14 protein-coding genes are annotated in these 14,895 nt (G+C 43.5%); all 14 read left to right on the top strand.

What is annotated here, in order from left to right:
* Window positions 1-94 precede the first annotated feature (94 nt).
* The gene (locus PAENI_RS18465) at window positions 95-691 is read left to right on the top strand and encodes a TerD family protein (RefSeq protein ID WP_076285126.1); all 597 of its coding nucleotides are present in this window, start codon (window positions 95-97) and stop codon (window positions 689-691) included.
* 29 nt (window positions 692-720) lie between these two features.
* Window positions 721-1,296, top strand: coding sequence for a TerD family protein (locus PAENI_RS18460; protein ID WP_042184261.1), 576 nt, complete (start codon window positions 721-723; stop codon window positions 1,294-1,296).
* Between the two features lie 51 nt (window positions 1,297-1,347).
* Window positions 1,348-1,929, top strand: coding sequence for a TerD family protein (locus tag PAENI_RS18455; protein WP_076299900.1), 582 nt, complete (start codon window positions 1,348-1,350; stop codon window positions 1,927-1,929).
* A gap of 242 nt (window positions 1,930-2,171) precedes the next feature.
* Entirely contained in the window at window positions 2,172-3,473 is a 1,302-nt protein-coding gene (locus PAENI_RS18450) for a TerD family protein (RefSeq protein WP_149646266.1), read from the top strand.
* Window positions 3,474-3,499: 26 nt separating this feature from the next.
* Window positions 3,500-4,240 carry a TerC family protein gene (locus PAENI_RS18445; protein ID WP_042123539.1) on the top strand — a complete coding sequence of 247 codons (741 nt, stop codon included), beginning with the start codon at window positions 3,500-3,502 and terminating at the stop codon, window positions 4,238-4,240.
* A gap of 171 nt (window positions 4,241-4,411) precedes the next feature.
* The gene (locus PAENI_RS18440; RefSeq protein WP_231573371.1) at window positions 4,412-5,623 is read left to right on the top strand and encodes an HpcH/HpaI aldolase/citrate lyase family protein; all 1,212 of its coding nucleotides are present in this window, start codon (window positions 4,412-4,414) and stop codon (window positions 5,621-5,623) included.
* On the top strand, window positions 5,568-7,010 hold the full coding sequence (locus PAENI_RS18435; protein ID WP_149646265.1) for a phosphoribosyltransferase family protein: 1,443 nt from the start codon (window positions 5,568-5,570) through the stop codon (window positions 7,008-7,010). The genes PAENI_RS18440 and PAENI_RS18435 overlap by 56 nt, the downstream gene beginning before the upstream one ends.
* Window positions 6,994-8,145, top strand: a complete 1,152-nt coding sequence (locus PAENI_RS18430) for a cysteine protease StiP family protein (protein ID WP_149646264.1) — start codon at window positions 6,994-6,996, stop codon at window positions 8,143-8,145. Before PAENI_RS18435 ends, PAENI_RS18430 begins: the two co-directional genes overlap by 17 nt.
* The gene (locus PAENI_RS18425; protein ID WP_076299898.1) at window positions 8,142-8,975 is read left to right on the top strand and encodes an HAD family hydrolase; all 834 of its coding nucleotides are present in this window, start codon (window positions 8,142-8,144) and stop codon (window positions 8,973-8,975) included. Before PAENI_RS18430 ends, PAENI_RS18425 begins: the two co-directional genes overlap by 4 nt.
* Window positions 8,972-10,027, top strand: coding sequence for an ATP-grasp domain-containing protein (locus PAENI_RS18420; RefSeq protein WP_076285131.1), 1,056 nt, complete (start codon window positions 8,972-8,974; stop codon window positions 10,025-10,027). The genes PAENI_RS18425 and PAENI_RS18420 overlap by 4 nt, the downstream gene beginning before the upstream one ends.
* 34 nt (window positions 10,028-10,061) lie before the next feature.
* Complete coding sequence (locus tag PAENI_RS18415) at window positions 10,062-10,766, top strand: hypothetical protein (RefSeq protein WP_076285216.1); 705 nt, start codon at window positions 10,062-10,064, stop codon at window positions 10,764-10,766.
* A gap of 11 nt (window positions 10,767-10,777) precedes the next feature.
* Window positions 10,778-11,878 (top strand): toxic anion resistance protein, encoded by a 1,101-nt coding sequence (locus PAENI_RS18410; RefSeq protein WP_042184271.1) that lies wholly within the window; start codon window positions 10,778-10,780, stop codon window positions 11,876-11,878.
* A gap of 361 nt (window positions 11,879-12,239) precedes the next feature.
* The gene (locus PAENI_RS18405) at window positions 12,240-13,028 is read left to right on the top strand and encodes a formate/nitrite transporter family protein (protein ID WP_149646263.1); all 789 of its coding nucleotides are present in this window, start codon (window positions 12,240-12,242) and stop codon (window positions 13,026-13,028) included.
* Window positions 13,029-13,179: 151 nt separating this feature from the next.
* On the top strand, window positions 13,180-14,811 hold the full coding sequence (locus tag PAENI_RS18400; protein WP_262495644.1) for an ATP-binding protein: 1,632 nt from the start codon (window positions 13,180-13,182) through the stop codon (window positions 14,809-14,811).
* Window positions 14,812-14,895 lie beyond the last annotated feature (84 nt).

The raw sequence follows: 14,895 nt of genomic DNA, 5'->3' as shown, positions 1-14,895 counted from the left end.
AAACGTATTTAGTTCTTTAGCGTATCACTCATATAACATCCAAAAGCTAGACTAATAGATGGTGATTCTTTTTAGAGAATGGAGGTACGTAAAGTTGGCTGGAATTAATCTGGTAAAAGGTCAGAAGATTGATCTCACAAAAGGTAATGCAGGCTTATCTAACGTAATTGTAGGTTTAGGTTGGGATCCGGCTGAGCCAGCTCGAGGATTCTTCGGTGTGAAGAAACAGGCCAACGTGGACTGTGACGCTTCAGCACTGATGCTGAACGAGAATGGTAAGCTAGTTAAGAAGGGTAACCTGGTGTGCTTCCATAACAAGCAAAGTCCTTGTAACTCTGTCATTCACTCCGGAGACAATCTCACGGGGGATGGTGACGGAGACGATGAGCAGATCATGGTTAACCTGAATGCCATTCCTTCCGATGTACACAAGGTTCTGGTAGTTGTGAATATTTATGATGCCACGAACCGTAAACAGGATTTCGGATTGATTAAATCAGCTTATATCCGTGTGATGAACGCTGTAGGCAACAATGAGCTAATCCGTTTCAACCTATCTGATAATTACAATGGCTATACGGCGCTTATTTGTGGGGAACTTTACCGTCAAGGTGGAGAGTGGAAGTTCGCCGCAATTGGTGAGGGTAGTCACGCGGCACATATCAATCAACTGGCAGAACGCTACGTATAATCCAAATAAAAGAAAAGAGGAATGTTATCATGGCAATTAATCTATCCAAAGGTCAAAAGATCGATTTAACAAAAACAAATCCAGGTCTATCCAAAATCACAGTAGGTCTTGGTTGGGACACTAATAAATATGACGGCGGTAAAGATTTCGACTTGGACGTTTCCGTATTCTTGACTAATGCGAACAGCAAAGTTGAAAAAGAAACCAACTTCATTTACTTCAATAATAAACAGAACGAGAACGCTTCTGTTGTTCATACAGGTGATAACCGTACGGGTGACGGCGATGGTGATGATGAGCAGATTCAAGTGGATCTTCTGAGTATCCCAGCGGATGTAGAAAAGGTAGCTTTTACTATTACAATTTATGAAGCTGAAACAAGAAGCCAAAACTTCGGTCAAGTTTCTCGTTCTTATGTACGTATCGTAAATGATTTGAACAATGAAGAACTAATCCGTTTTGATTTGGGTGAAGACTTCTCTATTGAAACTGGCGTTGTTGTCGGTGAATTGTACCGTCATGGTGCAGAGTGGAAGTTCAATGCAATCGGTAGCGGCTACAAAGACGGCTTGAGCGGTTTGACTCGCGATTACGGCTTGCAATAAATCTTGTAGTACACAGTGAACTGAATCTACTCATGAAAGAAGGTTATGTCAGTGACGATCAGTCTTTCCAAAGGACAGCGGATTGATCTTACCAAGACTAATCCAGGTCTGACAAAGGTAGTAGTTGGATTGGGCTGGGACACTAATAAGTATAGTGGAGGTCAAGATTTTGACCTCGATGCTTCAGCGTTTCTGCTTCATGAAGACGGCAAAGCTAAAGGTACAGATGATTTTGTATTCTATAACAACCCAAATGGTGGCGCAGGCTCTGTAGTCTACACGGGAGATAACCGTACAGGAGAAGGCGACGGAGATGACGAGCAAATTATCGTTGATTTTAGCAAAGTCCCTGCCCATATTCAGCGTATTGGTATTACCGTAACGATTTATGATTACGAAACTCGTGCACAGAACTTTGGACAAGTCTCCAATGCTTTCGTACGTGTTGTGGATGCTTCCACAGATCGTGAAGTACTCCGTTTCGACCTGGGTGAAGATTTCTCAACAGAGACGGCAGTTGTATTCTGCGAATTCTACCGCAATGGTGCGGATTGGAAATTCCAGGCAGTAGGTAGTGGTTTTGGCGGCGGCCTTAGCGCATTGTGTAAAAATTATGGGCTGGACGCGCAATAGCATCTTCCGGGCGGGGTCATCACCGATCCTGCCCTTTTTTTAATTCTTTATGGATTGCCTCACAAAGGAAATGGAATGGGTCTCGAAGTATAAACTCCACTTTGTGGGGTTATTTAAAAATATAAGAAAATATAAGTTTCACACGATACATTATGTCTTATATTTCTCGCTTAAACGCTTGCCGTCCTTATAAGGACGCCGAAGGTGTTTATGCTTGCTCCATTTATAAAGGTGGTGTAAGAATGGGTATTACAGTTGTCAAAGGACAAAAGGTTGATTTAACTAAAGGGAATCCTGGACTTGATTCTCTTATCGTAGAGATTGGCTGGCAATCGCCATCTTCACTTGAGATTGATACTTCTGCTTTTCTGCTTGGAGCGCAAGGTAAAGTAAGCAAAGATGAGGATTTGATATTTTATAATAATCCGTCTACACCTTATATCAGATATAAGGAGATGCCTACATCAAACAGCCTCAAGCAATTTGACGTGGAACTAAACAAAGTTCCTTCTGATGTGATGAAACTCGCGTTTACACTTACCATTTATGATGGCGAGAAGCGAGGTCAAAGCTTTAGGCAGGTAAATCAGGCCTATTTTCGGATTCTGAATCAAGTAACAGGTGCGGAGCTTCTCCGATGTGATCTTGAAAATCATTTCTCCGTGGAAACGGCTGTTGTGGTAGGAGAATTATATAGATATAACGGTGAATGGAAATTCAGCGCCATTGCCGCGGGTTTTGCTGGTGGTCTACAGGAACTGTGTAGGAACTTTGGGATAGAAGCGAACGATGAACCGGCACCGACACCAATACCAGTGCCTAAGCCTGCTGCTCCGCCGCAGCCAGAGCTTAAACGCCAATCAGCGCCGGTAGCGGAGCCTAAGATTCAGATTCCACCTCCTCCTGCAGCTGCGCCTTCACCTGTAACACCCCCTCCGGTCAATCTCAACCTGAAGAAGATCGAACTGAAGAAAAAAGGCGATTCGATCAACCTGAAGAAATCAGCTGGTGGTTTGGGCGAATTGCTAATTAACCTCAACTGGAATCAGAAGCAGGGTGGAGGGCTATTTAATCGTAAAAATGGTGTAGATTTAGATCTTGCTTGTCTATATGAGTTGAAGAATGGCAGTAAGGGAGTAGTTCAGGCGCTGGGCAATGCTTTTGGCTCATTGAACCAACCTCCTTATGTCATGCTTGATGGAGATGACCGGACAGGTTCTGTAACAACCGGTGAGAATCTGCGGATTAATGGCAGCAAAATTGCTGATATTGAACGGATTCTAATTTTTTCTTTTATTTATAAAGGTGTTACCAATTGGTCAGAAGCTGACGGTGTTGTCACGATTACCCAGAGTGGTGGCCCCGATATTATTGTCAATTTGGACGAGCATAACAACCGCAAAGGCATGTGTGCTATCGCGTTATTTCGGAATGTGAATAACGAGACATTCAGTGTTGAACGGCTGGTCCAATATTACAGTGGTCATCGGGAGATTGATGAGGCATATGGTTGGGGACTGCGCTGGGTTGCTGGCAGTAAATAGACGATTTTTTCGGAGGCGCAAGTGTAATGGATTGGTTCGCTGATTTTTTTAGGAATATTAGTGAGAACTACGGTCATTTTTTCTCATGGAGCGATGTGGTAGGTACGCTCTCAGACCCGGTTAGCTGGGGCATTATTGGTAGTTTAGTTCTGCTAGAGGGACTGCTCTCTGCAGATAATGCGCTTGTTCTCGCCGTCATGGTTAAGCATTTACCTAAAGAACAACAGAAGAAGGCGCTCTTTTACGGTATTATAGGAGCTTATGTATTCAGATTTTTGGCTATCGGTCTAGGGACATTTCTTATTAAATTCATGTTGGTTAAGGTTCTTGGTGCAGCCTATCTCTTTTATATCGCTTATGGCGGGTTATTTAAGGGCGGTGGCGATGAGAAGATCGAGAATAAGGGGTTCTCTTTTTGGAAGACGGTTCTCCTTGTTGAATTAATGGATATTGCTTTTAGTATTGATAGTGTTATTGCTGCATTTGGTGTTAGTAACCAGGTTTGGGTGCTCTTTATGGGCGGAATCATAGGCGTTCTGATGATGCGGGGAGTAGCGCAATTATTCTTGAAGCTTATTGATAAAATTCCGGAACTCGAGCGTGCCGCTTTTGCGCTTATTGCCATTATTGCTGGTAAAATGCTCGCGGGCGCTTTTGGGTACGAAATGCCACATGTATTATTCTTTTCAATCATTATTCTTGTATTCGGTGGTACGATCCTTTACAGCGTACTGCGTAAGAAAAAAGAAGCCCATAGAAATGCTTGATTTCAAAGCTAGTTGAACACTGCTGCTTTCAGGTAATCGTATATGTTTATAGCGTAGGCCTTCACTTATATATGAGAGAACCGGATAGGGTATAGCTGGTTCTGCCACTCTCTATAGGAGAGGCCTGCGCTTGTTTTGCTTGGCTTCGCAAAACTATAAGGGGGAACCATCTTGAGATACTTCGATTACCTGACGAAAGAACAAGAAATAGCCTTATTTTATAATCCGCCGATTTCATTTAACCATAATACTACGAGTAAAGATTTGCTGGCTCATGCTGTTGGAGCTGCCCTTTATATGCCAGCAACTCGTGCTAGTGTTCCCGAAGACATTTTGAAGCTTAAAAGTGCAGGACTTGTAACCGTTATTATTGATCTGGAGGATGCGATCGGAGATAACGAGGTTGACCATGCAGAGGAGTCTCTCATTCAGCATCTTATTTTTCTCGCCGCATATGAGGAGAACGAGCCAAGCGGGAGTGATAGTCTTCCGCTTCTCTTCATCCGAGTTCGTAACCCGGAGCAGCTACGGCAGCTGATTTTTCGGTTAGGGTCTTTGGTTACGATGTTAACAGGGTTTGTTTTCCCTAAGTTTTCGGTCGACAACGGAATCCAATATTTCGAGGCGATAGCCGATTACAATAGAACGCGCAGTTACTCAGACCCAGTGCTTTATGGCATGCCAATCCTGGAAAGTGCGCCTATTATTTACCGGGAGAGCCGGGTAGATAGTCTTTTATCTATTCGTAATTTGCTAGGCAACTACCGCGAATATGTGTTGAACGTTAGAATTGGAGCAACAGACTTCTCAAGTTTATTCGGACTGCGCCGTAGTCCTGATATTAGTATTTATGATCTTACCCCTATTCGAGACTGCATATCGGATATTATTAATATTTTTGGCAGAGTGGAAGAAGGGTATGTAATTTCCGGACCAGTCTGGGAATATTTTGCGAATAAAGGGCATCGGGTGCTCAGACCACAGCTACGGCAGACTCCGTTTGAGGACACCTATGGTAAAAACGGCCGCGACATGCGAAATAGTTACATTTCTAGCAGCATGGATGGGCTTATTCGTGAAGTGATTTTAGATAAAGAAAATGGGATCTTGGGCAAGACGATTATACATCCCTCACACCTCAGACCTGTTCAGGCCATGTACACGGTAATGCACGAGGAATATGTTGACGCCTGCAGTATCGTAGAGAGTAACGATGGCAGCCTAGGAGTCTTCAAGAGTCAATATTCTAATAAGATGAACGAGATTAAGCCACATTTGAACTGGGCAAAACGGATTTTACTACGATCACAAATATACGGGGTGTTACATGAACAACAGCATTTTGTCGGATTATTACCCGAAAACGAATTTACACACGTATAACATAGTCGAGAACCTGCAGGTTACGGTTACCGAAACATCTAATCCCTTTCATTTGCCTGTGGATACTTTATTCTCCATGGCAGCCCGGATTAATAAGAAACGCTCCTTTTTGTTCGTCAGCAAGGTACTTGGTAAACATATCCCTGTTAATCCGTACACCTCTCTGCTAAGTGGTGCTGCATTAGCGCTGCTGTTATATCAGGAGATGAACGGTAATTCTGCGGATAATGATAGGATGGAAGATTTATTAGATAAAGCTGTACACGGACTGATGCACCCTGAGTCTGCCAAGGAAGCCTATGAGCATTTATTAGCTGCAAGATTAGTTCTTCCTAGGCCTGTTGTCTTTATTGGTTTTGCTGAGACTGCAACTGCGCTGGGTCACAGTGTGTACAACATGTTTGCCGATGCAGCATCATATATTCATACTACCCGTGAACATATCATCGATTTGGAGTCCATTGTTAGCTTTGAAGAAGAGCATTCACATGCGGTTGACCATCTATGTTACGCCTTGAATACTAAGCTATTATCAGGGACTGAGCCGATTATTTTGGTGGATGATGAGATTACAACAGGGAATACAGCAATTAATACGATCCGTGATATTCAGTCCAAATTCCCTCGGGAGGAATACGTAGTCGTTTCTATTTTGGATTGGAGGAGCGGTAATAATCTTCATACCTATAGCGAATTAGAACAGGAACTGGGGATTCGGATTAAGTCCTTGTGTTTGCTTCAAGGAAGTATTGAAGTAAAAGGCACGCCTTTGCTAAATGCTAGGAATGACAAAGATTTGTTACCGTCTTCAGTGGAATCCGAAGTAGTGACCACTTATGTAGTGGACGGTTTAGAACGTCTGCAGGCAACATCCGTAGATTCATATGGTGACACCAACTCGTCTCCTTATGTGAAGTACAGCGGACGTTTCGGGCTGGAGTCGCTGAATAATGATGATCTTGATGTAGGAGTAACCCGGATAGCCGCTCAGCTAAGAGAACTACGAGGGGGAGATTCTAAGACTCTAGTGATGGGTGTAGGGGAATTTATGTACCTTCCTATGCGGATAGCTGCTGAGATGGGGGAAGGCATTTCATATCAGTCCTCTACTCGCAGTCCAATCCACCCTGAACGTCGACCAGATTACGGAGTGCATAGTGCTGCCGCATATCCTTCAGCTAGCGATCCGGAAATTACAAACTTTATTTATAATGTGGATTCTGATCAGTATGATGATATATTCGTGCTGATTGAGCGTGATGTACCGCATGAACGAATGAAACCCATGCTTGATATACTGAAGACACTTGCCCGCCATAAAGTGCATCTTATTGTACTGACTCCTGAAGGAAGAAGTGGAGGCCTCCAGTATGAAGGGAACAAGTAATCATAAAGTCATGGACAAAAAAATAGCAGAACCGGTTCTGCTAGGTAGCTATCCACCGTCAGATGTTACGTTTCTGCTCAAGGATCTTAGTGACGTTTCGCTGGAGCTTGCGACAGAGGAAAGGGAGGAAGCTATCCAATCGGGTGTCCATTATTCTGAGATGTTGCCCGTTGAATATCAGCCTACCGAGCAGTATATCGACTTGTTTCATGAGACGCTGCAGCAATCAGCTAAGAAGGTAGCTTTAGCTGTTGCCATTGTTTCTGAGATGATTGTCTCAAGAAGAGGACTAAGTACGGTGCTTGTCTCTTTAGCTAGAGCAGGAACACCCATTGGTATACTGATTAAGCGTTATATAGCTGAGAGATACAAGGTAGACTTGCCGCATTATAGTATTTCTATTATTCGAGGAAAAGGTATAGATGAGAATGCGATACTCTACATTCTGCAGAAGCATGGACTTGATGCTGATTTGCAGTTTGTGGATGGGTGGACAGGAAAAGGGGCTATCCGTGGGGTGCTGATTGATTCTTGCAACACCCTCTATGAGAAGTATGGTATTCGCTTAAATGATGATCTTGCCGTATTGGCTGACCCGGGAAACTGCGCAGGCATGTTTGGGACTAGAGAAGACTATCTCATTCCTAGCGCCTGCTTAAACTCTACCGTTTCAGGGCTGATGAGCCGAACGGTGTTACATGCTGATCTCATTGGTCCTGAGGAATTTCATGGTTCAAAGTTTTATAAGGAGTGGCTGGATGCGGACGAGTCCAATGTATTTATTGATACGATTTGCCCGTATTTTCCATCCGTAGTAGCAGAAGCGAAGAATATTGTTGGACAGATGCTGGTGCATCCGCCAGAAATCACTTGGCAGGGTCTTCGTGATATTCAGAGTATTCAGGAGACTTTCGGTATAGATAACATTAATCTGATAAAGCCGGGAGTCGGCGAAACAACCCGCGTATTACTGCGTAGAGTACCTTGGAAAATTCTTGTCGATACTATGGATAATCCGAATCTAAAGCATATTCTTCTCTTAGCGAAGGACCGGGGCGTTCCTGTTGAGATCTTTCCTGGGATGACGTACTCCTGCTGCGGAATAATTAAACCGCTGAAGGGGGAGACAGAATGATATATGCTAGTGATCTAGATCGTACCTTGATCTATTCTTTAGGTGCAATAGGTGTGCCGGAGAATACCCCAGGTCTAATTCCGGCGGAAATTATAGAGGGAAAGACGAGATCCTACATTTCGCAGCAAGCATTAAATCAGCTGATGGATCTGAACACGCGGATTATTTTCATCCCGGTTACTACGCGTACGATACAACAATATAAGCGCATTAATCTGTTTCAAGAAACGGTCATACCTGACTATGCGGTTACGAGCAATGGGGGGAATATCCTAATCGGTGGAGTTGTCGATAAGGAATGGAGAGAATCAATCGGTAGATTGGTAGCTCGTCACTCTGCTGGGGCTGAAGAGGTTAGATCATATATCAAGGCGGTCGTGTGTGAGGATTGGATCATTAGTGAGAATTATTGTGATGATCTATTCTATTCCTTCATGGTTTATCGGGATCAGTTGCCTTTAGATGAAATCACTAATCTATCAGATCGGCTCTATAATCTCGGCTGGAGAGTTTCTTTACAAGGCCGCAAGTTGTACGCTGTGCCGGCTGCCGTGAACAAAAGCGACGCTATACTCCATTTGCGGCGCACCGTTCGCTCTGAACCTATGGTGGCCTCCGGGGACTCACTGCTAGATAAGAGTCTGCTTGAGAGTGCCGACTATGCTATTGCCCCTTGCCATGGTGAAATATTTGCAGAGCAACAGAGTGGTCTTGTAAAATCAAGATATCCATTCACGAAAGAATCAGGTGTATTTGCTGGAGATGAGATTTTGCAGTATGTAAATATGATCTATAATAATCTAACTGCATTGGGAGTGGGGCCACTATGAAAAAGGTAAATATTTATTTCAATCGTTGGTTTTCCGTGGCTTACCATTATATGAATCTCCTCCGCAATAACGAGGATGGTATACCGGTTCAAATCTTTGCGACACACCCGGATATCCGCCATATGTCGCTACAAGGTGCTGACTTTGCTGAAACCGAGCCGGCGCTGAAGGGAATAGAATATGTTCAGTTTTGCGTTGATTTCTGTCGGCGTAATGAGATCGATGTTTTTATTCCACGGTTGCATATGCTTGATATTGCTCTCCATGCGGCAATGTTTGATGCGATTGGTACAAAGGTTCTGGTCTGTAGAGATCTTGATTTGCTGGAGTCCATTATGGACAAAGGTAAATTTTACGAGAATGTTAGTGAGCAGGGCATTATGAGTATCCCGGATTATCATGTAGTTAGTACAGCGGAGCAGTTTAAAGACGCTTACGAGGACCTTGTTGCCAAGGGACATCGTGTTTGCTTTAAGCCTACTGAAACAGAAGGCGGGTTAGGCTTCCGTATTATCGACAATACCCGCGATCCTCTTCAAGAGCTTTTTGGGTATGTAACTCCATTGATTACGTTTGATGATGCCTATCGTATTCTTGCAAGCAAAGAGACCTTCCCTGATTTGATGGTGATGGAATTACTGGAGGGTTACGAGTATAGTATAGATTGTCTGGCAGATGAGAACGGTAAGCTGTTAGTAGCTGTGCCACGTCGAAAAGTGGGCGGTCGTCTGCGATTGATGGAGCATATTCCTGAACTGGAGGAGATTGCAGCTAGAGTTGCAGAAGTTTACAAGATCCCCTTCAATTTCAATATTCAAATGAAATACAATGGAGATACTCCAAAGCTGTTGGAAATTAACCCACGAATGTCCGGTGGACTGCATATGTCATGTCTGTCAGGGATTAACTTTCCTTATTTAGCCGTCAAAAGCGCACTCGGTGGCGAGGTTCAGCCTATGAATTTTGAAGGTGATGTATTGGCTAGCCATCTGGAGCAACCGATGATTATGAAAATAAACGGCCAATCTGTCATTCCGGATGCCGTGAATTGAGCGTTCATAAAGTCGCTCACAAGAGGTGAGAACAATTCAGTTTAAATCGAAAGTATTGCTTTACGCCGGTATCGGCTACGTTGTTGCTGTATTAACGAGTTCTTTTCTTCCCGAATTCATCTCTCTGCTGTTGCCTTTAGCGGGTGCGGGGATAGGTGCTCTGGTAACGAGAAGTCCAAAAACCAATCTCCCAGCGGAGGTGTTGCCAGCAGGCCCTGTGACGACACCTATTGCTCCGACACCCGCTGCGAGTGCTCCTCAATTAAGCAACACGACAAATGATACTACATCAGGTAATCACAGCTATGACGGTAGAACTGAGAGCGCGGTGAAGATTGGACCGGAGTTCGCTCCGGTTGTGGAGTATCTTAGCATTCTGGAAGATATGATTATCTCAGAAGGGCAGAAGGATACGCTGGACAATGAAATTGTCGAGAAATCATTGGCACTCTTCGCGAGGCTTCAACGTGTAATTCCACTGCTGCAGGAGCTGAATAACGGCGAGATTAATCATACGGTCCGCAGATTGATTCTGAAGGATTTGAATGGTGTAATCAACCCGTTCTTACGCCTAGGCGGTGAAGCAAAGACGAAGAATCGGAGAATGCTGCTGAACGGTCTAAGAGATGTCGATTCCAAAATATCGGATATTGCGTCCACGATCGAACATAAAGACCTGATGGAACTTCAGACGAAGGCGGAACTGATTCATCAGCGGTACAGCAGTTCCGAATTATAGGAGGGAATCCCATGTCCACGCAGTTGATCCAATTAAAAAAAGAAGATGAACAAAAGGTAGTCGAGGAAGCGGCACAATTAATTGAGAAGGTATCCCAAACGGATACTGTTACACTGGATTCCTTGATGGATGATATCGGTAAGCTTGGGGTTAAGACGCAGGAAAAAGCAGGACAAACCTTGAAGCTGCTGGATCGCCCGGTGAATGACCTGATGTCTGGTAAACGCGTTGAAGTGCCTAACATGATTATGAAGCTGCGGAATGAGTGTGAGAATCTGCAGCAAAGTAAGAATGTGAGCTTCTTTGGCAAGATGCTACGCAAGAGTCCGATGAAGAACTATGTGTACAAATATCAGTCGGTCCGCACGAACATTGATGCCATTGTTACAGGGCTTCGCGATGGTAGAGATACCCTCGAAGAGAGCATTGTGAATATGCGTCAGCTGAAACGTACTTCTATGGAAGAGATCTATAACCTACAGACCAAAATTGCTTTCGGCACTAAGTTGAAAGAGTTGTTCGAGGTAGAGATCGCGAAGCCTGAGAATGAGTACCGTAAAGCTTATCTGGAGCGCGGTTTGCGTAAAGTGATGGTTCGAATTCAGTCGATGACAGAAATGATTCTGCTGTATAATCAAGCGATTGCTGCTACAGATATTATTAATGACAATAATGACAAGCTGATTGATTCCGTGAATAACGCCATTGATAAGACCTCTAATCTGATCACGGTGTCGGCAATGATTGCGATGTCTTTAGCGGATCAGGAGAACGTCATCAATGCTGTAGAAGCGACGAATAAGACGATTGAAGATCAATTTAAAGAAAATGCACGTCTGCTGCGTACCACTACAGAGAAAACCACCGAGTTGCTGTCTAAGCCTTCTATGTCTATGGAAGCTGTGAATCAAGCGATCGGTGATCTGCTTAGCGCATTAGACACTTCAGAACAGTCCAACCGTCGCATTATTGAGAGCTGCCAGGATTATACGTCTAAAATGACGGCAATCAATACTCAACTAGGCAATCGTTTAGGACTAAATGAGGCGGACAAGCCTCAGGCACTGAAGCAAGGAGAGGCTGAGAGTCAACTGAGCAGTTTCTTGAACTAAATTGTTTCTGACAATAATAAAAATACAGAGAATAGATTGAGAAGCCTGTTGAATTCATTCAACAGGCTTTTTTAAACGCCAATACTCAATCATAAAGCCCTATCTTCACACATAAGTTGTCACAAGACTACATGTGGAGGAAGTGAGGATAGGCATATGATCTTAGGGTGCTTGATACTCGTGCTTATCATCGTAGCCAGTAGTGAAAGAGCAGAAGCGATTGCGAAAATGAATGAGGACACTTAGGATTTTTACCATGATTTGGTTCAAGTAATTTCCAGCTGGTTATTGGGTATAATAACGCAAGATTGCACGATTAGCCCATAACTAGCTGGAAAACCCAAATTCCTAAGGAGGTCACATGGAGAACGAGGCGCTGCTACAGGTTGAACAATTAGCACTTAAGAAACAAAAGATCTATCGGCAAAGTATATTGCGCTATATTGCCAGAGCCATGCTGGCCAGTATGTTTATCGGGTTCGGCGTAATTGTAGCATTCAAGACAGGCAACTACTTCTATATGGAGCATTCACCATTTGCGTATCCAATGGCTGCGATTACTTTTGGAGCAGCGATCATCCTAATCTCATACGGTGGAGGGGATTTATTTACCGGAGATACTTTCTACTACACGTACACGGCTTTGAGACGCAAAATGAAATGGTCCGAGGTTGTACGCATGTGGATCATGAGTTATATAGGTAACATTCTTGGTGCTGCTGCATTTGCACTGTTGATTTTTTTAACAGGCCTGTTTTACAGTTCGGATGTAAATGGTTTTTTACTATATGTGGTTGAGCATAAAATGGAGGCTCCGGCAGGTCAGCTTTTTTTTCGTGCTATCCTCTGTAACTGGCTCGTTTGTATGGCTTTTTTCATCCCGATGAATATAAAGGGCGATGGGGCCAAAATGTTCGCAATGGTTTTATTCGTATTCTGTTTTTTCATCTCCGGTTATGAGCATAGTATTGCCAATATGTGTACCTTTGCAATTGCATTAGTCCTTGACCATCCCGGAACGGTTTCGTGGGGCGGTGTGGTACATAATCTTGTGCCCGTTACAATCGGAAATCTAATTGGCGGTGGAGTTCTGATGGGGGTTATGTATTATTATGTGAACAAACCTTTTCTTGACGACACGAAGGATTAAGAAGAAATAATGTGCATCCGCAACTTCGCTCTTTAAAAGAGCGGAGTTTTTTTTGTGCTGCAAGAAATTTATTTGCATTGGGATATTTTGATTTTTTAGGGTTCAAAAGGATTAGAGGGAAAGAAGTAGAATACATATTAGTATTACAAAATTGAAGATTCATACAGAATGGGGTAAGGCTTTGGAAAAGACAACAGGGGTACTGACGGATGAGACTATCATTAAGGCTTCCAATCAGCATTGCATGGATCAAGGAATAGACCCTGAGCAGCCTCCTATTTTTCCAAAATGTTATGCTGCAGATGAACTGGGGTCACAACTCCGTGTATATAGTGAAGTGATTGAGGTTATTGATTTTTTTGTGACTAAGTTTCTTTCTTCAGTAAAAGGTAATCCGATCCTTGTTACGATATCGGATGATGCAGGTTATCTATTGGCGTTCAAAGGGGATCCGACAATTATTGATCTCGTTGGGCAGGTTGGCATCAAAGAAGGTGTGCAACTAAATAAAGAAGTGGGTACAAATTCAATTGCGTTGTGTCTCGAACACCAGCGGCCTTTTCAGTTGAAGGGACAAGACCATTATCATCAAATTCTTCATCGTTTAGTATGCTGTACGGCTCCTTTTTATAAAGAGGATGGACGAGAAATATTGGGGACGATATCATTTATGGCGGATATAGATGTGGCGCATCCCCACTTATTGCCTTTACTCTGTACCATGGCTGACTCCATCGAACGCGAGATTTTGCTGCGTAGAGGGAATGCTGAGCTTCAGCTTTTAAATCGAATCCTATTGGATACCAATTATTTGGGTGTTATTATAACGGATGAACTCGGAACGATCGTCAATATAAATGAGAACTGCTTAAACATGCTTCATTTGGATGGTGAACATCAAGAATCTGTTATCGGTGCCAGTGTCTTCGAAATTCGAAATGTGGGCTCTTATTTTCAGCATGTCATTCTTCAGCAAGAGGCATGTGCTGGGCTGGAAGTGATTCAAGAGAGCAACGGTTTGTTTGAACATTATATGCTGGATGTGCTTCCGGTTTATGATTCGAATGCATGTTTAGCTCGTGTGATTGGGAGTCTTCGTAATATCACAGAGATGAAAAAAACGGAAGAAGTGCTGCGCAATACAGAGAAGCTAGTGGTTGCTGGACAACTAGCCATGAGTATCGCACATGAGATTCGCAATCCGCTAACTACAGTCAAAGGAATGCTTCAACTGGCCAATAAAGATTCGCAACTGCTACATTATGATCTTATTATGTCAGAAGTAGAAAGAATGAACCTCATTGTGAGTGAGTTCCTCATACTAGGTAAACCGCAGGCCGCGCTTTATAGGGTAGAACAATGTAGCACGATTCTGCAGGAAGTGCTCAGCATCTTTGCGATTCAAGTGGAGATGAATAATATATCATTGAACACGCAATTCCATTTTGATGCGAATATCTTGTGTGATCGCAATCATATCAAGCAGGTCTTCCTAAACATCCTAAGAAACTCAATGGAAGCCTTGCCCTTTGGCGGAAGCATTACAGTTGCCCTAGATGTGGAGAATGGCTTCCAGAAGATTACCTTCACAGACAACGGAGAGGGTATGAACCGGGAAGTACTCGATAAATTAGGCCAGCCTTTTCACACGACCAGAGGTGATGGTAATGGACTGGGAATCATGATTGTTAAAAAGATAGTATCTGCACATAGAGGACGAGTGACCATAGCGAGTGAAGTGGGCGTAGGTACGGCCGTTACGATTTATCTGCCAATAAAATAAAGGGCTTGTCATGACTATTTCTTCGTCATGCAAGCAGTAATTCATAATAAAAGACTCTTCCGCCCAAGCAGGCTGGAAGAGTCT

This window comes from Paenibacillus sp. B2(2019), assembly GCF_008370385.1.
Classification (GTDB): domain Bacteria; phylum Bacillota; class Bacilli; order Paenibacillales; family Paenibacillaceae; genus Paenibacillus_AQ.
The sequence above is the reverse complement of the archived record's forward strand: the minus strand, read 5'-3'. Positions and strand labels throughout refer to the sequence as shown.

Coding starts and splice junctions, on each gene's coding strand:
- PAENI_RS18460 (WP_042184261.1), top strand. CDS start 721: ATGGCAATTAATCTATCCAAAGGTCAAAAGATCGATTTAACAAAAACA.
- PAENI_RS18450 (WP_149646266.1), top strand. CDS start 2,172: ATGGGTATTACAGTTGTCAAAGGACAAAAGGTTGATTTAACTAAAGGG.
- PAENI_RS18445 (WP_042123539.1), top strand. CDS start 3,500: ATGGATTGGTTCGCTGATTTTTTTAGGAATATTAGTGAGAACTACGGT.
- PAENI_RS18435 (WP_149646265.1), top strand. CDS start 5,568: ATGAACAACAGCATTTTGTCGGATTATTACCCGAAAACGAATTTACAC.
- PAENI_RS18430 (WP_149646264.1), top strand. CDS start 6,994: ATGAAGGGAACAAGTAATCATAAAGTCATGGACAAAAAAATAGCAGAA.
- PAENI_RS18425 (WP_076299898.1), top strand. CDS start 8,142: ATGATATATGCTAGTGATCTAGATCGTACCTTGATCTATTCTTTAGGT.
- PAENI_RS18420 (WP_076285131.1), top strand. CDS start 8,972: ATGAAAAAGGTAAATATTTATTTCAATCGTTGGTTTTCCGTGGCTTAC.
- PAENI_RS18410 (WP_042184271.1), top strand. CDS start 10,778: ATGTCCACGCAGTTGATCCAATTAAAAAAAGAAGATGAACAAAAGGTA.
- PAENI_RS18405 (WP_149646263.1), top strand. CDS start 12,240: ATGGAGAACGAGGCGCTGCTACAGGTTGAACAATTAGCACTTAAGAAA.